Genomic DNA, 18,983 nt, shown 5'->3' with positions numbered 1-18,983 from the left:
TGTTGGGTTGAGGCCTTATAGGCACGATCACTCCGGAAGGTCCTGCTGTTTCATTTTTCTTAACTATAGATGATCTACAGTTTGCGAGCCGACAGTGTCGCCTGGTGGAGGTGCCAGGGTTCGGCCGCCACGGCATAGCATGAGTGCGGACAGACGACCGATGCACGTCAATAAAGGTGACGATGCCACGATACGAGTTGCAGCCGGTAACGATGGCGAGAATGGCAAACAACAGGACGTGGAGCAGCGTGTTGAGCTTGGCTTCGGCCCGGCACGAATCAGGGATGTCCGTCAGCATATCCAGCAACGGGGAAAACGTAGCCAAGGCAACCTCCGATTCGGTTGCCTTGCCAAGAGTCAGAGATTATCCGCTTCGAGAACCCCCAAATCGATCAGCCGTCTATTTCACGTCGCTCCTGTTGCAGATCTGACTCAATGGTGGCGGCACAAGAGTGTTGAACAGCCTTGGCCCGCTCCTGGCCATGGATTCATACCTTGCGGGTTTTGTTTTCTCTTGTCGACATCTAGCTAGAGCCTAATCTGACCGACTGGAATCGAAAGTTCTTCCCCGACGCGGAGCAGATCTGATTCACTATGCTGGCTGGATTGGAGGCCAGCATGGATGGGACGGACACTTTCTCAGGACCTTCGAGACCGGGTGATCGCCGCCGTCGATGGCGGCATGTCGCGCAATGCTGCCGCCGCGCGGTTTGGCGTGGCAGTAGCGACAGCGGTCCGTTGGGTTCGGGCCTGGCGGACGGAGGGACTGACAACACCGCGGCCCAAGGGCGGCGACCTGCGCTCCCAGCGGATCGAGAGCTACCGGGAGGTGATCCTCGCGGCTATCGACGCGCAGGTGGATATCACTCTCGTCGAACTCTCTGAGCTGCTACGTGAGCGGAATGGTGCGTCGTTCGCGCCAAGCACGATCTGGCGTTTCCTCGACCGCCACGGGATGACCTTCAAAAACGTATGGCCCGCCCCCTCTGCAAGCGATCTTTGCGATCCGATCTGGTCAGTCTACGCCAACGTATCCGGTCTCGGGACATTGTCCCGGCCAAGATGGAGATCCGCACGTCCCGGTCCTCATAAAAACATCGGCGTCGAGCGCCATTTTTTGAACCAGGTTTCCAGAACGCCGATCAACTGTCAGGCCATCTCGCATTAACCACCCGCAGACCCCATCAACCGTCCGCGCCGGGTGAGCGCGACCAGCCAATTCTATTGATTATGACACCGTTGCAGTCGTGAGCTCGAACTTCCGCCCGCTCCGAAGCACTGCGCAGATGATCCGTGCCAGCTTGGCGGCCAGCGCCACCACTACGGTGTTCACGTGCGCTCGCGCGAGCAAGCCGCGTAACCAGCCACCCATCGCGGTCTCACCCTTGGACAGCGACGGCAAGGCTGCACGCGCACCGTGGATCAGCATCTTGCGCAGGTAGCCGTTGCCGCGCTTGGTTATTCCCAGAAGCTTCGGCTTGCCGCCGGTCGTCATCTGCTTGGGCACCAGCCCCAGCCAGGCGGCCAGGTCGCGTCCACGTCCGAAAGTCTGGGCGTTGCCGATGGCGGCCGCCAGCGCCGTCGCGTTCAGCGGGCCGATACCCGGGATCGTGGTCAACAGGCGGGCGGTCTCGTCGGTGCGCGCCTTTGCTGCGAATTCGGCGTCAAAACCCTCGATACGGCGATCCAGCTCGCCCCACTCGAGACGCAGATCGTCGACCAGCAACCGGGTTCTTGCACTCAGCCCAACGCCTTCTCCGGCTAAAAGCGCCTCGAGGTGCAGTTCCATCTTACGTCGTCCCTGCGGCACGATGATGCCACGCTCAAGCAGGATGGCGCGCAGCTGGTTGATCAGAGCCGTTCTCTCGCCGACCAGCCGGTCGCGGGCACGGTGCAGGCTCTGCATGTCGAGCTGTGTCTCACTCTTCAGCGTCACGAACCGCATAGTCGGCCGCGTTGCCGCTTCGGCGATCGCCTCGGCATCCCGGTCATCATTCTTCTGAGCCTTGACGTAGGGTCGGACATATTCCGGCGACATCAGCCGAACCTCGTGTCCTTGATCGCGCAATATCCGGCCAAGATGGTGCGCCCCACAGCAGGCCTCCATTGCCATCACGCAGCTGGGCATGCTCGCTGCAAGCTTCAGGACGCCATCACGGTGGAGGCGACGCTTCAGGACAACGCGCCCGGTTGTATCTAGCCCCACGACACTGCAGCTGTTCTTGCCGAGGTCGATACCCAATACTGCAATCTGCATTAGCCCAGCTCCTGTTTCTCCGGTTGCCCTGACAGCTTAGCGCTCCAGTTTTCGGTGTCGGAGAGATAAGGGGCGGGCCATCCCATAAAAACAGCACACGCCAGCGAGCAGGAGCGGCCGGACGTCGCCGTGCGCAGGCAGGCCTGGTTCGACGCCCAGCCAGACCTCGACCCGGCCCGTCTGGTCTTCATCGATGAAACCGGTGCTTCCACCAAGATGGCGCGCCTGCGCGGCCGCGCCCGGCGTGGTCACCGCTGCCGCGCGCCTGTTCCGCACGGGCACTGGAAGACCACCACCTTCACGGGCGCACTCCGGCTCTCCGGCATGACGGCACCAATGGTGCTCGACGGTCCGATGAACGCCGCGGCGTTCCATGCCTACATCCAGCAGGTGCTCGTCCCGACGTTGTGCTCAGGCGACATCGTCGTGATGGACAACCTGGCCGCCCATAAAGGTGTCTCCATTCGCGCCTTGATCGATGCTGCAGGCGCCACGCTGCGATACCTGCCGCCCTACTCACCGGACTTCAACCCGATCGAGAACGCCTTCGCCAAGCTGAAGGCGGTGCTGCGCAAGGCAGCCGCTCGGACCATCGATGACCTCTGGAACGCCATCCGCGACGCGCTCCCAACCTTCAGCCAACGCGAGTGCGAAAACTACTTCACCGCCGCAGGCTACGAGCCAGAATGATCAGACTCTGCTCTAGTCATTTTACCTTCACCAGAGCTAATACATCGAGAAGATCGCAACCGAAACGGAATGGATCCTGGATAAAACTTTGAGCATGATGACGCAAGAAGTATCAGGATCGACGATTAGGTATCGCCGAAATAAGCCACTCCTGCATGTGCGAGCCGGGATCTGTTATATTATTGGGTAGTAGTGTAGCTGATTGCTTATCTTAAAGCTCCCCGCGCTTAGCCATCTGCTTGATCCGATCTACCGTTCGCATCGCGATTGCGGTAATGGTTAGTGACGGATTGACGCCGCCGACGGTTGGAAACACCGAGCCGTCGCAGACCCATAAATTGGGAATATCCCAGCTTCGACAATCAGCATTGACGACGCTGTTTCGACGGTCATTGCCCATGCGGGCGGTGCCGCCGAGATGGTTCGTATCGTTCTCCTGTCGGAAGATGTCGGTAGCACTGACCGCCTCCAGGCTGGTCTGCATCTGGCTGAGTGCATGCTGGATCAGCGCCTTGTCGTTATCGCCCCAGCTGTACGTAACGCGGGCAACGCGCAGCCCGTATTGGTCGACCTCATCATCGAGTGTGACAGTGTTGCGCTCATCTGGCAGCATCTCGCCAACCATCTTAAGCCCAACCTGATGGTTGTATTTTTCCATCTCGTCGATGAGCTTCTGGCCCCACAAGCCGCGTGAGCCAGTCTGTACCGTCACCCATTCGACCGGCAGCGGGCCCTGCGCCATCCAGCAATAGCCGCCAGAAAAGTCCTTGCGGTCGTCGTAGTTCCAGTGCTCGGTGAGCGACAGCGAAGGCGGTCCCTTGTTCCAGCGCACCTCCTGTTGCATCGTTCCAAATACTGCCTGGTTAGACTGCGTCATCAGGTTCTTGCCGACCAGGCCGGAACTGTTGGCGAGTCCGTCTCGGTAGCGGTCGGTCGCCGATGCTAGCAGCAGACGCGGCGTCTCGACCGCGTAGCCTGCCACGATCACGTTGTGCGCGCGCTGAAACCGCCACTTTCCCTCGCGAATGTAGTGCACGCCGGTGGCACGTCCGCTGCTGTCTACCTCGATGCGCCCGACCATGGCGAGATCGCGGATCTCGGCGCCGGCCTTGACTGCACGCGGCACGAACGCGACCAGCGCGCTCTGCTTGGCATTGGTCGAGCAGCCGAACCGGCAATAGCCCCGGTAGACGCAGGGCGGGCTATCGCCGCGTGGCGCCGATACGGTGGCGAGCGGTGTTGGCGTCCAGCGAATCCCCATTGCCTCGGCACCGCGACCAAGCAGCTCAGCCGCGCTATTAAGTTCGTGAGCGCGATAGGGATAGCGTGGCCGCTTCGGGCCCCACGGATAGACAACCGGGCCGGAGATCTTCAGAGCCTGCTCGGCCTTCGTGTAGTAGTCCCACATCTCGCGCCAATCGAGCGGCCAGTCAGCGCCGTAGCCGAGCGTAGTGCGCGATTTAAACCAGTCGGGCCTGAACCGCAGTGATACCATTGCGAAATGCACGGTGCTGCCACCGACCGCCTTGCCGCTATTCTTACCGCCCATCACCATCGGATTAGCGCCGTCGACGACGCGCGTGTCGGTCCAGTAGAGCTTGTTCTGCTCCTGCTCGTCGGAAGCGAACTCTTCCAACGGACGGAACCACGGACCGGCATCGAAACCTACCACCGAGAAGCCGCCTTCAGCGAGGCCGGCGATTAGTGGTGCGCCACCGGCACCGGTGCCGATCACCAAGAAATCGACGGCCTCGTCCTCGCTATACTGCCGCATCGGCATCCAGCCATCTTCGGAGAAAATGTCCGGAGCTCGGCCATTGGCACCACGTGGTGCAGCGAACGGATCAGCCGACACGCTTGTTCTCCCGCCTTGCGTGCGCTTCCTTGCCGGGATGCGCTTCAGCCGCTTCCCATGGATCGCGGCGATTGAGCCCCATGCGCACATAGCCGCGGGGACTGGCTGGACCGCCGAAGCCGATCTCGTTCCAGGCGATCGGATGGGCATAATAGGCATGCGTGATGTCGGCGATCACGCGGTGCTCGAAGAACAGCTTGCACGGCATGCCCTGCCACGCGCTGCAATCCAGCTTGCCATCCTGCATCCGCTGCAGCAATGCGTCCTGCTGCTCCGGTGTCAGCAGATGGTAGCGAGCACCGTGCGAGTCCGCCGCCTCCTGGTCGAGCGCTGCCAATCCGCGCTGCCACGCCTCACCCTGGTGCGGCAGCGACGCATATCGGTAACCATCCTCGTGCTTCTCGGTAATCTTGGCGTCGACATAGGCGGGAAGGGGAATAATCGCACCGGTCGCCGGCTGCGGCATGATCCGGGCGCAGACTGCCTGCAGGGTGTCCCACTCGCCCTGATTGAAGAAACGCGGTTCCCGCGGCACGGCAAGGCGCGCATGCACCACCTTGCGCGTGACCTCGTTCCAAGACGGCGAGAACTGCTTGCTCATCACGTCATAGTCCGGGTAACGGTCCGGATTGCGCGTGCCGTCATGATCAGTCATCGGGATGGTCCTCCAGAAGGCCGAGCGCCGCGAGCCCCGCCATGGCAAGCCCAGTGAAGCTCGGTGGCGCCGGCACCGGCGGCCCGTTCAGAATGTTCTGGCTCCAGTTGCGCCAGCCGCCCATTTGCCGCGCCACGCCACGTAGATGAAACCCGGCGCCGGCATAACCCATCGCCGCGGTCAGCCGCAGCAAAGTGCGCGCCCATCGGCTGCGCTGCCCAGTACGGCCGAGGGCCGCCAGCCCCAGCGCAGCAGCTGCTACCGGTGGTAGCGACACCGGCACATACATGAACGGGTTCTGGTAGTTTCCGCGAAAATGCAGCAGCCCAGCTTCACCCATTGTTCCGAGCAGGCCGACGCTCGTCGCGACGCCGACGACACGGCCCGCAGCGACGCCGGCAATCATCGGCGACGAGCCTGGAGAGGTATCCCGCACTCGCTCGGCGAGGAAACCCATAGCACCCGAAAGCGAGAGCGCTGCCGGCGCACCAAGTGGAGCTGAATAGAACAAATTCTGCCAGCTCAGCCCACCAGGCTTGCTCAGTACGTTGTAAAGATGGAACCCCGTGCCGATCACTCCTGTCGCGGCTGCCAGCAGATAGACGCCGTCGCGCGCGCGGTGTGCAACCGGCCGCTTGTCGGCGTTGCCGTGCGCGCTCACCGCGAGCGACAAGCTGGCCGTTACCAGCGGCGTGACCATAGCCCTGTTGTGGAATTGGCCGCGATAATGCTCCACAGCGCTGTCGGCCAGCACCGAGGCGGCGAGCACCCCGGCAGCACGATTGAGCCGACGTGCGGCGTGAACAGCCGCATCCGGATCGAGCCGTGCTGGGGCGCTAGGAGACGAGGCCGCCTGATTCTGCGTCTTTGCCAAACGAGACGTTGCCTGTTGCTTCAGCCGGGTTGCAGCCAGGCTTGCCAGCCCCAACGCCGCCATGCCCGAGCTGCCCAGTGCGGTCATGTCGCGCGCCATTCTCAGCTCCCTGTGCAGACGGCGAAGCGTTCCGCGTCCTGCCGCTTGAACACGAGCCCAAAACCGGGCCGCTCCGGATCGGGCATGATCGCACCATCATGCGGCACCGGCGCGCCATCGAACAGCATGCGCTCGATCCGAACGTGGTCATGGAACCACTCGCAATGCTGGAACCGCGGTGCCGCCGTGCCAAGGTGACGATGCAGCGCCAGCGCGCAGTGCGCCGATATGTCGACATGGAACGCCTCCGGCAACGACGCTGCCAGCATAAACCCCGTTACGCCGCCGCATCGCGTGGCATCCGCCTGCAGCACATCGACTGCCCCTGCCTCCAGCATGCGCCGGAAGTAGGTCGGCTCGTAACCGTACTCGCCGGCGGCGATCTCTATCGCCGCCGATACCTGATCACGCACGCGACGCAGTCCGACGAGATCGTCGGACGAGACTGGCTCCTCGAACCATCTCACGTCCTGCTCGTCGAGGAAGCGTCTGGCGAACTCGATCGCCTGCTTTACGCCATAAGCATTATTGGCGTCGACGAACAGCGTAGCTGGTCCGATTGCCGCCTTCGCCTGCGAGACCCGCTCTGGATCCCGCTCCGGATGCATGCCGACCTTCATCTTTACCCAACGGCATCCATCATGCTCAACCCATCTGGCGAGTTGCTCGGCAAGACGGCCATCATCGTAGTTGGTGAAGCCGCCACTGCCATAAATCGGCACCGCGTTGCGATACTGCCCGAGCAGATGCGCCAGCGGCACATCCAGTAGCTTCGCCTTCAGGTCCCATGAGGCTGTGTCGACTGCCGAGATCGCGCAGGCGGCGATGCCATCGCGACCAAGATTGCGCACTACAACCTGCATCAGGCGCAAAGCGCGCGGCGGATCGCTTGCGTCGTTGCCCACGATTACCGATGCCAGCTTGCTGTTTACCAGTGCCGCAACGGACAGATCGGCATAGCTGTAGCCGATCCCCTCCCAATCGCCGGCCTGCGCGTGTACGACGACAAGAGTGGTACTATCCCAGGAAGCGGTACCATCTGCCTCCGGGCCGTCAGTTGGAATAGCAAAGGCCTGTGCCCGCACCACGCCAATCGGCAGCATGTCGAACAAGGCTCAGTGCTTGCTGGGCAGGACGCTAGCCAATAGCTCCTTGGCACTGTTCTTGAGCACGCTGCCGAGCTCCGGTTCGGTAGCCATCATGGTCAGGAAGTTCTTGGCGTCCTTGAAGGTGATGTGCGGCGGTAGCGGCGGCACGTTCGGATCGGCATAAACGTTCATGATGACCGGGCGGTCGGCGGCGAATGCCTCGTCCCAGGCGGCACCCAGCTTCTCCGGGTCACGCACGACGATGCCCTTGAGACCGAGCAGTTCGGCATATTTGTCGTAGGCGAAATCTGGGATGGCCTGGGTCGATTCTGTCTTGCCGGAACCGAGCTGGACGCGTTCCTCCCACGTGACCTGGTTCAGGTCCTGGTTATTAAGAACCATCACGATCAGCTTCGGGTTCGACCACTCCCTCCAGTATTTGGAAATGGTAATCATTACGTTCAGGCCATTCATCTGCATGGCGCCGTCGCCGATGAAGGCCAGCACCACACGGTCAGGAAACGCGAATTTTGCTGCCACCGCATAGGGCGTCGCCGCACCGAGCGAGGCCAGACTGCCGGACAGCGATCCCATCATGCCGCGACGCATCTTGATGTCGCGGCCATACCAGTTTGCGACCGAGCCGCTGTCACCGGTCATGATGCAGTTCTCCGGCAGGCGTTTCGACGCCTCCCAGAAGATCCGTTGCGGATTGATCGGATTGGCCGGCTGCATGGCGCGGTCCTCGAGTGTCTTCCACCATGCTTCGACGTTGCTCTCGATCTCCTTGCGCCAGCTTCCGGGCTTCTTCTGCTCAAGCAGCGGCAGTAGCGCCTTCAACGCGGTAGCGGAGTCGCCCACCATGTTGATTTCCATTGGATAGCGCAGGCTAAGTCTTGTACCGTCTAGATCGATCTGCACACCGCGTGCCGTGCCCGGCTTCGGCAGGAACTCGCTATATGGAAAAGAAGAGCCAATCATCAGGAGCGTATCGCATTCCTGCATGAGGTCCCAGGAAGGCTTGGTCCCAAGCAGCCCGAGCCCGCCTGTGCACCAGGGGAGGGAATCGGGAAGTACCGCCTTCCCGAGCAGCGCCTTCGAGACACCCGCCTGCAGCTTCTCAGCGATTGCGATTACCTCGTCTGTCGCACCGAGGGCACCCGACCCCACCAGGATCGCGACCTTCTTGCCAGCGTTCAGGACGTCCGCGGCCTGATGCAGCAGCGACTGCTCCGGAAGCTTCGCCGGGCCTGCATAACCCACACCAGTGTGCGTGGTACCGTGGACGAGTGGTGGATCTTTGTATGCAAGTTCCTGCAGGTCGTTCGGAATGATAACGCAGGTCACACTGCGCGTTGTCGCAGCGATCCGCACTGCGCGGTCGATACAGTGCCTGATCTGCTCTGGCACCATCGCCGTCACGACATATTCGCTGGCGACGTCCTTGAACAACGCCTGGAGGTCGACCTCCTGCTGATAATGTGCGCCGATCGCTGTGCGCGCCTGCTGGCCCACGATCGCCACTACCGGTACATGGTCCATCTTGGCGTCGTAAAGGCCAGTCAACAGATGGATCGCGCCGGGTCCGGACGTTGCGTAACAAAGCCCGACCTCGCCAGTGAACTTAGCATGCGCCGATGCCATGAACGCGGCCATTTCCTCGTGCCGCACCTGGACGTAGGCCATCTTCTCTTTGGCTCGCTCAAGCGCCAAATCGAGCCCGCCAACGCCGTCACCCGGATAGCCGAACACCCGCTTCAAGCCCCACTCGCCGAGACGGCTCCACACGAAATCGCTGACGGTCATGCTCATCGCTGGTCTCCACGCCGTACTGCGTCGACCGGTGCATACTGATCGAGGCCTTGCCGCTTTACGCCGTTCGCCCCATCTGGTTCCGCAGATGGACAGAGGAGGGCGATCGACGTTTCTTGTACCAAGACCGCTACCAGGAGATCGATGCATGTCCGACGAAGTGATCGAGCTGGCTGTGGACGCAGGTGCTACGATTGGGGAATCACCAACGTGGTCCGCCTCCGAAGCAGCACTCTACTGGATCGACGTCAAGAAGCCGGCACTCTACCGTTATCATCCAGAAAGCGGCGCGCAGCGGGCATGGCCGCTTCCGTCCGACATTGGTGCGTTCGTGCTGGACGATGACCTCTCCGGCGCCGTCGTAGCGCTCCGCACCGGCGTCTTCGCACTGGATTTCGCATCGGGCAGGCTGACGCTGCTCGCCCCGCCCCCGTTCGACCCGGCGTTGCACCGCTTCAACGAGGGCGCCTGCGACGTGACCGGTCGCTTCTGGGTGGGCGTGATGTTCGACCCGCTGCAGCCAGGGGTGTGCGTGCCGATCGCCGCCTCGTTGCACAGCTTCACCAGGGCAGGTGGGCTGAAGCCGGAACCCGACGCAGCAGAGCTGCATAATGGCATGGCGTGGAGCGCCGATAGTCGGCAATTTCTGCTCTCGCACAGTCAGGCGGGCGTGATCTGGAGCTTCGACTTCGAGCCCGAGAGCGGCCGGCTAAGTCATCGTCGTACCTTCGCTGCAATCCCCAAAGGGGACGGCTTGCCCGATGGCGCCGCCGTCGATACCGACGGTGGCTACTGGTGCGCGCTACACGGGGCAGGCCGGCTACGTCGTTTCAACAAGGATGGCAGCATTGACTGCGACATCGTGCTCCCGGTCAGCCAGCCAACTATGTGTGCTTTCGCCGGCCCGAAGCTCGACACGCTCTACGTCACCAGCGCCGCCGACAAGCTCAGCGATGCTCAGCGACGTGCCGAACCACATGCTGGCGGACTGCTGCGGCTCCGGCCCAGCCGGACCGGCGTGCCGCGCCGCTGCACACTAGCATCCGCCTGATCCGGCCGGGGAACTGCGCTGATCCTAATGGGCCCGGATGCTACACTCTGATCCGTTCAACCTCATCAAGACTGATATCATCCCGCCTACGGTCATAGAGTTGGGTGGTCCGGGTGCTGGCATGGTTGGCCATGGCGGCTGCATTCTCTAGCGTCCCGCCGTTCTTCAAGTAGGCGGTAATCCCCGTTGCTCGGAAGCTGTGATTGCCGATCCGAGTGCCGATGCCAGCCGCCAGCGTGCGCCGCTGCACCATGAGGTAGGCATTTGCCTGAGGAAGGGGGGTCCGGCTCAACCGCCCGGTACCGCGACCAATGGTCCGGAACAGCGGCCCCTTTGGATCCTTAGCGATCCCGGTCGTCTCCAGATAGGCGTGCAGGTAGGCCTCAAGCGTATGGTGGCAGGGCATCTCGTGTCGCTTGCCGCCCTTCTCGCGCAGGTGCACCCAGAGCCTGCGGTTTTGCACGAAGACGTCTTCCACCCGCATGGCCAGCGCCGCCCCAACCCGCGCAAAGCTGAAGACCATCAGCCCAATCAGCGCCCGGTCCCGCAGCCCGATTGGGGTCGAGACGTCAATGCTGTCGAGCAACTGCCGGGCCTCAAGCGGATCCAGCACCGGCGTCTTGCCCTTGCGTACGCTATGCGCCGGGCCACGGACCGAGGCGGCTGGGTTGGTGGGTATCACCTGGCCGGTGACCAGCCAGTCGAACAGATGGCGGAGCGCGGCCAAGTGCAGCTTCACGGTGGGCGCCGATCGCTCCCGGGTCTGCAGCTCTATCCAGCTAGCTACGTGTAACGGCTGCACCCCAGCAACCGAGGACACGCCCATCGTCTCGCACCAGGCAAGGAAGTCTCTGACCGCGCGCAAATAGGCTCGCCGGGTGTGCGGATTGCGGATCGCCGAAGCAAAGAACTCAAGAAACCGGATTCCGGCACGTTCACCGGCGGCCACAACGAGAACGGGCACGTGACCATCATTGAAGGAAATGACCTTCTGGGTCGCTTCCTGCTCAATGAGCGTGACGCGCATGGAAACCCCATTCTGGTGATCAGTCATGCACGTTATCAAGCCTGACGCGACGTCATGACTGCTTCGTCGAGGATTGCCTGCAGCTCGTCGGCCGGAAGATTGCCGAACCGCTCGCGGGCTTCCATTATGGTCTGCTCAAGCCTACGCCACTGGGCGGAATTATCAACCTCAGGCGGCGCACGTTCGTTTCCGCCAGGAGCTCCCTGGGAGAACGGGTTCTCGTTCATTCGATAATATTCTCGATGCTGGCTACGAAACAACGTCCTATTGCGATGGCATCCGCCGCACGTGCCGGGGTCACGCCTGTTTGCGGATCGGTCTCGTAATCGGCGATGGCCTTGAGGTTGTAGCTTCGCGATAGGAAGACGCGCAGGTCGGCATCAAGACGAGGATCGTCCCTGGTCAGGCGGAGGAACTCCGCGTGCACACCAGCATGCGTCTTCAGGACCTTGCCCAGATGCTTAAAAATCAGCGCCTAAGCAGCATGAAAACCCGCGAGGTAGGCGGACCGGCCAGCGGCCTCGTTCAGATTGACCGACAGCATCATTTCCGCCTCGTTCAGTAGCTTGGCGGCTTTCGCCAGGAACATCCTTCCTTCTTCGGTCACAGATCCAAGCCTTCGCGTCGGATCTCGTGCATCAGCGGCGTGGGGTCGCCATAGGCCGCTGTCGAATAAGGCTTGGCGTCGATGAACGCGCCGGTCTCGTCGAGAAAACGCACACGTAGGTCGGCCAGACGATCAAGTTCGGCCCATCGGTCATGCAGCGGCTCAAGGAATACGGCAACGTCATAGTCGGACTGGGGCTGGGCATCACCGCGGGCCCGGGACCCGAACAGCAAGACCCGCTCAAGACGCGAGCCATAGAGCCCGGTCAGGGCTGTGCGGAGGTGGACGAGGACCGGGTCGCTGGCCAGGGCAGGGGACATCACTGTTTATACCAACCAGGCCGGTCCCAGGTCAAACTATATATGATAAAGGACATTATCATATGTAGCGCGAGGTGGAGGCAAGGCCGCGGCGGCTACCACTGCATGCCTGGCCAGAACTAGCCTATCGGCTCTAGGCCGCTGACTAAACGAAGCGTTCGTTTCTCAAGAAGTTCAGTCTGCAACCGGAAAAGAAATGCAGTCGGTGCAGGTTGTGTTCGGCATTGCTATCCATAACCCTCTACGCCAATCTCGATACCCATACTCTCGGCCTTAAGCCTTACAAAGCCGCGAACAATGTTTTCCCGGAATTCATACCAGCCGGCACCTGTACCTACTATGATCTCACCATGCCTGGCACTCTTTAGACTGTTGAGGCGCTGGGAAAATATTGGCTTACTTAATATGGGGTGGTCGGACGAACTCCGCTCGCCCATGATCCTCAGGTATGACTTGTCATAAATATCGGTAGTCTGTCGACGCATAAGGTGCTGATCGGCTAATGCCCACAATATTTCTTCGTAGTCATTAGAATATTTCTGAGTTGCCTTTTCGTAAATAGCTTTAAGCGTAGGCTGGGCTTCTGACACAGCCTGCCTAACTCCTTCATTAAAGTGTGTTTGTGCACAGGCGCTTGTTTCAGTCTCATCATCGAACATATTCCATAAGATCTGTTCACCTATCAGATGGATGTAAGATGGAAACCCGTCGCTGATCTGACCTATTCTTACCCTAAAGGAGTGCCCTATTTCCACGCCCATGGCGGTAGCGGCGGAGGTAAGAATATCCCACCTCGCATCATGGGTCAGCCTGTCGAGGCTGTATGGTGCTAAGTATCTTCCAGTCGAGAGATGGCTGCCTATCAAGTCTACCAAGCTAGAACCAATTCCGCAGATGATAAACTTCACATTCACTCTCTGGTCAGAGACCTCCTTAATCATTTGAGCGCAAAGCTTGCGCTCGCCATCGTCGGTCAATTGGTCGAACTCATCAAGTATAATCACTGGCTGCGTTGAGTGGTACTCGGCGACGAATTTGAGAAGCTGAACTGCGTCATTAACTGACTCGACATCTGGCACGTTGCCGGCGGCAATACTCCTCGTCAGTTCAACGCCGAAGCCAGCTATCCCCGCCTTAAGTTTTGTCTCCCTCTTCCTCTGCAGGACCCCGTCTCCAACAGGCAAACAGCGCTTTACAGCATCGCGTACAATAGCCAGGAACGAAGGATTGCTGCACCCGACTAGAATCGGTTCTGCATCCGAGGATTGTCGGAGGGTGGCAGCTGTCTGTGCCAGCGACGTCTTACCGACGCCTCGATCACCATGGATAAATATGTGTTTTCCTGGCGAGTTAAACGACCGACTTATCTGAGTGAGCATATGCTCACGCCCCTTAAGGTGCTCTGGGCTAGAGATCGGTTGGCTGGGCGTAAGATGCGCCGCAAGAATCTGACGAAATTTCTCCTCCTCAAGCCCCTTGATCGTCATGCAGGTCATCCTTCAGAGCTAGTCACCGGATATATCTACAAGATAGCACAGTTCGGACGGGAACCTGCTAAGCCGAATTTCGTAAGATAGGCAAAGTCCTTATTCATCCAAGTTATTTGGAGATTTCCTCGATGTTATGTGGAAATCAGAGCCAGCCCTTTTGTCAGAATGCTGCGAGATTGACACCGGCAGGTCCATACCAACTGCCATCGCGGTAGTGGGCGGGCCGAGTTTCAGCGCTACTTCCTTATTGCTGTAGGAGATTCTGAGTGCTGTCTCAGTTGGTCCGTCAGCAGAGGTAGCAGCAGGTGCTGAGGATGATCGAGAGACCGCCTTGTTTTTGTCGATCGCCTTGCCTTGGTAGTTCTCTTTGGGGACGCGCCAGCTGCCCCTAGCTGCCTGCAATCCGGTGCATGAGCGAGTCGGATTGGCGGCTGAGGTTGCCTCTTTGCTGTGAGCCTGCTTCGAAAACGCATGTCTGTCGAGGAAGGCAGGGCAGATCGCGCTGGAACTGGTGTAGCCTCCAGGAGGCTTGACCCCGTTCTGCTTCGCAAGGCTATCAACATAGGCCTTCATCGCCGGCGTCGGCGGACGGTCGGGGCCGGCTGGGCCTGCCGCGGTCGTGGCGACAAGCGAAGCCGCCCCGCTTGCGGCGTGGTCCGTCAGCCGGCCAATGATTCCCGACGCCTGGGCGCAGACCGCGTCGATCGCGCTCATCATCTTCATCTGCACGACCAGGACCTCGTCTAGCAGCCACTCGAGTTGGGCAGTGACGCCTGGATCGACCAGCGCCAGGCCGTGCTCGGTCGGCACGATGTTCTTATCCTGAGCGGCTAAACACAGCTGGCCCCAGCATCAAACTTGTAGCGCCTGCCAACGTTTCGACACAGGCTAGATTACGTATCTCCAGGAATGCATTAATTGCGCATAACTCAACGGCAAAAGGAAGAACACCATGGCTAGCATAGACAATCCAAGCGAGACCGGTGGCCGTATCATCGCCGCCAGCAAAGTAAGCGGTACAAGCGTCTACAGCGAGGCCGGCGAGAAGTTAGGCAACGTGTACGATGTCATGCTTAACAAGGTGTCTGGAAAAGCAGAGTATGCCATCCTGAGCTTTGGCGGCTTTCTCGGAATCGGTGATAAATATCACCCGCTGCCTTGGAATCAGCTGAAATATGACCCTCGCCAAGGCGGCTATGTGATCAACCTCAGCCGGGACCGACTTGAAGGTGCACCGGCTTACGCAGCCAATGAGATGAGTGTGTGGGATGATCTCCGCGGCCATGACATCGATGATTATTATGGGCACGGAGCCGGTCTCGCTTCCTAAAGAGCGACCCTAATCTTCACAGAGCAGCATAGGCCTCGACATCAGCGGAGCTGTCCCACTCGAGGAAGGTGCTGAGCGAGTCGTCGGTTAGCACTACACGCCTGGCCTCGATGACGTTCGCGATCTCGTCGCCTTCATGCAGATGCAGGGCCACCCGCACTGGCTGCAGAATGGTCGTTTGCGCCTTGCTGGTCAGCCGGCTGGTAATCATGCCTCATCATGTAAGGAAGATCCTTACATGACAAGCGTGTCCCTGGTGTCAGGCGCGCGCAGTTCCTGCACTGCCTTCCTGAGGAACGTTCTCCGTCAGTATCCCTGGATCACCCGATAGTCGCCGTGCCCGTCGGCGTCGAATTGCCCAGCGTTCTCGTCGACCCGAACGCAGGGGCGGCTCCGTGGCCCGCATTGCGTGATCTTCGCCAGCATGCCGGCCCTCTCCCATCCATCCTTGTTTGCCCTGAGCTCGGCAATCTGCGCCTCGAGCTCGCCCTTCTGTTCCTGCGCCTGGCCGATCGCCCCGGCGTCCCACCACAGCACCGCACTGCTGGCCAGCCACCACATCATCCCCAGTGCTGCGATCGCGGCGATACCCCAGCCCAGCAGCCGCCAGCTTGCCCACAGCACCACCCGCCGAAGTGTTGCCTCCGCCTGGTCGGCTATGGTCCCCACCTGGTCCAGCCGTCCCAGCAGCGGCCCGGTCGCAGCCTTGAGCGCTGACGCTCCGGTCTCGGCCGCCACGAACATGCTCTCCGCCACTCCACCCTGCACCGCCGTGCGGATAGTGCGGCTGAGCCCATTCACGTCCTGACCGAGCCGCTCCCGCTCAGCCTTCAGCGCCGCTCGCTCCACGGCCAGCCCTTCGAGCGCTGCCTGCACCGCTGCCTGGTGCCGCTCGGCGATCTCGATCAGCCCGTACAGCCGATCCTCCGCTTCATCGCTCATCGGCTCACATTCCCATTCGTGGACCACGTGGACGCTGCTCCTGAGCCCGACGCGCTACCTCCGCCGCCTGCCGGACCCGCTCCTGATACGCAGCCGCCTGCGCCCGTTGCGCGTTCTCCGACTGCGCCACGATCCCGTCGATGACCTGCTCCGGCTTTGGATCGGCCAGCACCCGCTGCAGGTTGGGCCGCTCGGCCATCCCGAACTCCGCCCCACGCTCCCGCAGCACCGCCACCAGCTCCGGCCGCTCTCGCACGTGCTGCCCGAAGCCCAGCAACTTCTGTCGGGCGGCGACATAAACCGGATCCCGATCCAGCCCCGGCAGTGCTGCGCCATAGCTCTTGATCAGCTGGTCCCACTGCCCGACCAGCCCGCGTGCCTGCTCGTCGCGCTCTGCCGCCGCCTGGCGCTGCTGCCGATGCGCCGCAAAGCGATCCCGGAACCGCGCCCGACCGGCCGCCACGTCGCGCGCCAGCTCCACCTCACGCGCCTGCCTGGCCGCCGCTGCCGGCAGCACGATCTCGCTCTCTGGCACCAGGCCACGTCGCGCCCCGTAGCGCTGCGCCAGGTCACCGGATCCGTAATCCAGCGTGGTATCCTTCGCCCGCTCCCGCCCGAGTGCGCGTGCCAGCTGCACAGCGTCCCCGAACGTCTCGCGCGCATAGTGCAGCGCCACCCCGTCCCGGTGCCGGGTCAGACCGACATAGGCGGCGTGCCGGTCCATCATCTCGGTGGCCAGCACATGTGCCCGGTCCACCGTAACGCCCTGTGCCTTGTGCACCGTGGCCGCGTAGCCGTGATCGAGATGCGCGTAATCCCGCAGGTAGAACGTGACATGCCGGCTGTTACTGCTTCCCTCTGGCCCGGCACCGTCGAGACGCACCGTCAGCCGCTCGCCACCGGACTCCACCGCCATCAGCGTGCCGAGCGTACCGTTCTTCACCGCGACGCTGTTCCGTCCGCCTGCATTCCCACCCAGTCCGCGCTCGTTGCGCAGGAACATCAGCCGGTCGCCATTGGCGAACGAGCGCTCGCCCCGCTCCGTCTGCACCACATGGTCCGAACCGAGCGCACCTGCCGCCTGCAGCCGACCACGCGCCAGCTGATTGAGGTCCGTCACGTCCGCCCGTGTGGAGGCTAGCATTACCCGGCTCTCGTTTGGCTGACGCTGCCGCTCCAGATCCCATCCCGCCACCAGTGCCGCCTTGGCTTCCACCAGCGTGGCCGACGCGTGCACCATCCCGGCCTCGGTATAGCGCTCCAGCGCCGCAGCTGTACCGCTCGTGGCCAGCTCTCGCGTCGCAGTCCGTTGCCAGGCCGCGCGCTGCCGCCGAACCTCGGTGATCTCCACCGTTCCAACCCGGTCGGCGATCGCGCGAAATGCCGCTCCGGCCTCGATCGCCTGCAGCTGCTCCGGGTCTCCCACCAACACCAACTTGGCCCCGGCTTCGCGCACCCGCGACATCAGCTGGTCCATCATCCGTGAGCCGATCATCCCGGCTTCGTCCACCACCAGCACATCGCGCGCTGTCAGTTCCTCACGTCCCTGCGCCCATGCATGCAACCGCCTGTGGATAGTGCGGCTCTCGATCCCGGATCCACCTTCCAGACCTTCGGCCGCAATACCGGACAATGCAGAACCGTGCACTCGGTAGCCCGCTGCTTCCCACGCGATCCGCGCCGTGCCCAACATCGTGCTCTTGCCGGTGCCGGCGAACCCAACCACCACCGCCAGATCGGCGTCACCCGTCACATGCACAAACGCCGCCTGCTGCTCGATCCCGAGACCGCCTGATCCAGCACCGCTGCCAGCACTTGTGCGACGCAAGGCGGTTGCCTTGTCCCGTTCACTCACCGCATGCCCGGAGGCTGCCGCTAACGCCAATGCATCCCGCTCGAGCCGTGCTTCCGTCTCCAGCATCTCACGCGTGCTGAACCGCTCCTGACCGCGTCCATCTTCGCCGACGCGGACCAGCTCCGGCGATGCCTGTACCACCGCCATCACTGCGGTGAATTGATCTGCCCCGTCGCTATGCCGGCTGACGAAGCGCGCCAGGTCACGCTTGCTGAAGGTGGAATGCTGATGCGTCAGCGCCCGCAGCGCGATCTCCGGCTCCTGCAGCAGGCGCGCGCCGTTCTCTCTGGCAATCGCCCGATGCTCGTCAGCTCGTTCCGCATCCTCGCCACGTGCTTCTCGGCGGGCTCCGGCCGGACCGATCTTGTGCTGGGGCTGCAGCGGGATTTCTTGCTCGGCATTGGACCGGTGATCGATCCGTGCATCATGCCCCAAAGCACAGAGACGCTCATTGGCAAGCTCAGCCCAGCGCTCACGCCAGTCCGTCAGCAACGTGGTCGAGTTCCACTCCCGAACCTTGGGGCCAAAACCCTCTTCGCTGACGGACCGCATGGTGAGCATGACGTGCGCATGCGGCTGCTTTTCACCATCCGCCGTCTTGCCCCAGTGCACGTTCAGGTCGGCGATCATCCCGCGCGCGACGAACTGCTCGGACACGAAGTCACGCACCAAGGCAATCGCCTCCGTACGGGATAGCTCGCGCGGCAAGGCGATTTCGACGTCGCGGGCCAATTGTGAGTCCTTGCGCCGCTCCTTGGCCTCGACCTCGTTCCACAGCACCGAGCGGTCCAGGAACCGGGCCGGTGCGCCGGCGGGAAGCAGGATCTCCGAATGCGCTACGCCTTGCTTGGCGGTGTAGTCGTGCACCTGGCTGGTCAGGTGGTCGTCAAGCATTTCAGTTGCACGGTAGGCAGCAGCCGCGATCGCGCTGCGCCCACCGCCGCGGCTGATGATCTTGGCGCTGAAGTGGTAGATGGCCATGCGGCCGGAGTTTGGCACGACTCTCAGCGCACGTCACGCAGTGACGTATA

18 protein-coding genes and 1 pseudogene are annotated in these 18,983 nt (G+C 61.7%); 4 read left to right on the top strand and 15 right to left on the bottom strand.

Annotated elements, in window-relative coordinates; translation table 11 throughout:
• Nucleotides 1–658 precede the first annotated feature (658 nt).
• Complete coding sequence (locus HN018_RS28055; protein ID WP_171837199.1) at nucleotides 659–1,168, top strand: helix-turn-helix domain-containing protein; 510 nt, start codon at nucleotides 659–661, stop codon at nucleotides 1,166–1,168.
• Between the two features lie 60 nt (nucleotides 1,169–1,228).
• Here the strand turns inward: HN018_RS28055 and HN018_RS28050 are convergent, their stop codons facing one another.
• Nucleotides 1,229–2,257, bottom strand: a complete 1,029-nt coding sequence (locus HN018_RS28050; protein WP_171837200.1) for an IS110 family RNA-guided transposase — start codon at nucleotides 2,255–2,257, stop codon at nucleotides 1,229–1,231.
• An 87-nt stretch (nucleotides 2,258–2,344) separates the two neighbouring features.
• Between HN018_RS28050 and HN018_RS28045 the strand changes: the two are divergent.
• A pseudogene (locus HN018_RS28045) lies at nucleotides 2,345–2,947 on the top strand (IS630 family transposase); the annotation flags it as partial.
• A 211-nt stretch (nucleotides 2,948–3,158) separates the two neighbouring features.
• Here HN018_RS28045 and HN018_RS28040 read toward each other — a convergent pair.
• The 5 genes from HN018_RS28040 to HN018_RS28020 all read right to left on the bottom strand — a co-directional run bounded on the left by HN018_RS28040 (nucleotide 3,159) and on the right by HN018_RS28020 (nucleotide 9,324).
• Nucleotides 3,159–4,727 carry a GMC family oxidoreductase gene (locus tag HN018_RS28040; protein ID WP_408886864.1) on the bottom strand — a complete coding sequence of 523 codons (1,569 nt, stop codon included), beginning with the start codon at nucleotides 4,725–4,727 and terminating at the stop codon, nucleotides 3,159–3,161.
• Nucleotides 4,728–4,791: 64 nt separating this feature from the next.
• Nucleotides 4,792–5,457, bottom strand: coding sequence for a gluconate 2-dehydrogenase subunit 3 family protein (locus HN018_RS28035; RefSeq protein ID WP_171837201.1), 666 nt, complete (start codon nucleotides 5,455–5,457; stop codon nucleotides 4,792–4,794).
• A complete protein-coding gene (locus tag HN018_RS28030) occupies nucleotides 5,450–6,430 on the bottom strand; it encodes a hypothetical protein (RefSeq protein ID WP_171837202.1) in 981 nt (326 codons plus the stop codon). Before HN018_RS28030 ends, HN018_RS28035 begins: the two co-directional genes overlap by 8 nt.
• Before the next feature lie 2 nt (nucleotides 6,431–6,432).
• A complete protein-coding gene (locus HN018_RS28025) occupies nucleotides 6,433–7,533 on the bottom strand; it encodes an enolase C-terminal domain-like protein (RefSeq protein WP_171837203.1) in 1,101 nt (366 codons plus the stop codon).
• A 12-nt stretch (nucleotides 7,534–7,545) separates the two neighbouring features.
• A complete protein-coding gene (locus HN018_RS28020) occupies nucleotides 7,546–9,324 on the bottom strand; it encodes a thiamine pyrophosphate-requiring protein (protein WP_171837235.1) in 1,779 nt (592 codons plus the stop codon).
• Nucleotides 9,325–9,478: 154 nt separating this feature from the next.
• Here HN018_RS28020 and HN018_RS28015 point away from each other — a divergent pair, with 154 nt between their 5' ends.
• Nucleotides 9,479–10,381: an SMP-30/gluconolactonase/LRE family protein gene (locus HN018_RS28015; RefSeq protein WP_171837204.1), complete on the top strand. Its 903-nt coding sequence runs from the start codon at nucleotides 9,479–9,481 to the stop codon at nucleotides 10,379–10,381.
• Nucleotides 10,382–10,421: 40 nt separating this feature from the next.
• Here the strand turns inward: HN018_RS28015 and HN018_RS28010 are convergent, their stop codons facing one another.
• The 6 genes from HN018_RS28010 to HN018_RS27985 all read right to left on the bottom strand — a co-directional run bounded on the left by HN018_RS28010 (nucleotide 10,422) and on the right by HN018_RS27985 (nucleotide 14,635).
• Complete coding sequence (locus HN018_RS28010; protein WP_239479499.1) at nucleotides 10,422–11,435, bottom strand: tyrosine-type recombinase/integrase; 1,014 nt, start codon at nucleotides 11,433–11,435, stop codon at nucleotides 10,422–10,424.
• An 8-nt stretch (nucleotides 11,436–11,443) separates the two neighbouring features.
• Entirely contained in the window at nucleotides 11,444–11,635 is a 192-nt protein-coding gene (locus HN018_RS28005; protein ID WP_171837205.1) for a hypothetical protein, read from the bottom strand.
• Nucleotides 11,632–11,835 carry a hypothetical protein gene (locus HN018_RS28000; protein WP_171837206.1) on the bottom strand — a complete coding sequence of 68 codons (204 nt, stop codon included), beginning with the start codon at nucleotides 11,833–11,835 and terminating at the stop codon, nucleotides 11,632–11,634. The genes HN018_RS28005 and HN018_RS28000 overlap by 4 nt, the downstream gene beginning before the upstream one ends.
• 176 nt (nucleotides 11,836–12,011) lie before the next feature.
• Entirely contained in the window at nucleotides 12,012–12,335 is a 324-nt protein-coding gene (locus HN018_RS27995) for a nucleotidyltransferase family protein (protein WP_171837207.1), read from the bottom strand.
• 227 nt (nucleotides 12,336–12,562) lie between these two features.
• Complete coding sequence (locus HN018_RS27990; RefSeq protein ID WP_171837208.1) at nucleotides 12,563–13,822, bottom strand: ATP-binding protein; 1,260 nt, start codon at nucleotides 13,820–13,822, stop codon at nucleotides 12,563–12,565.
• Nucleotides 13,823–13,921: 99 nt separating this feature from the next.
• Nucleotides 13,922–14,635: a hypothetical protein gene (locus tag HN018_RS27985; protein WP_171837209.1), complete on the bottom strand. Its 714-nt coding sequence runs from the start codon at nucleotides 14,633–14,635 to the stop codon at nucleotides 13,922–13,924.
• Between the two features lie 142 nt (nucleotides 14,636–14,777).
• Between HN018_RS27985 and HN018_RS27980 the strand changes: the two genes are divergently transcribed.
• Nucleotides 14,778–15,155: a PRC-barrel domain-containing protein gene (locus tag HN018_RS27980; protein ID WP_171837210.1), complete on the top strand. Its 378-nt coding sequence runs from the start codon at nucleotides 14,778–14,780 to the stop codon at nucleotides 15,153–15,155.
• Nucleotides 15,156–15,171: 16 nt separating this feature from the next.
• On the opposite strand, the gene HN018_RS27975 is transcribed toward HN018_RS27980, so the two are convergent.
• The 3 genes from HN018_RS27975 to traA all read right to left on the bottom strand — a co-directional run bounded on the left by HN018_RS27975 (nucleotide 15,172) and on the right by traA (nucleotide 18,951).
• Nucleotides 15,172–15,366, bottom strand: a complete 195-nt coding sequence (locus HN018_RS27975) for an AbrB/MazE/SpoVT family DNA-binding domain-containing protein (protein WP_171837211.1) — start codon at nucleotides 15,364–15,366, stop codon at nucleotides 15,172–15,174.
• A 95-nt stretch (nucleotides 15,367–15,461) separates the two neighbouring features.
• Nucleotides 15,462–16,097, bottom strand: a complete 636-nt coding sequence (locus tag HN018_RS27970; RefSeq protein WP_171837212.1) for a hypothetical protein — start codon at nucleotides 16,095–16,097, stop codon at nucleotides 15,462–15,464.
• Nucleotides 16,098–16,101: 4 nt separating this feature from the next.
• Entirely contained in the window at nucleotides 16,102–18,951 is a 2,850-nt protein-coding gene (traA, locus tag HN018_RS27965) for a Ti-type conjugative transfer relaxase TraA (protein ID WP_338034063.1), read from the bottom strand.
• Nucleotides 18,952–18,983: the final 32 nt, after the last annotated feature.

It is taken from the genome of Lichenicola cladoniae, from assembly GCF_013201075.1.
Lineage (GTDB): Bacteria > Pseudomonadota > Alphaproteobacteria > Acetobacterales > Acetobacteraceae > Lichenicola > Lichenicola cladoniae.
The sequence above is the reverse complement of the archived record's forward strand: the minus strand, read 5'-3'. Positions and strand labels throughout refer to the sequence as shown.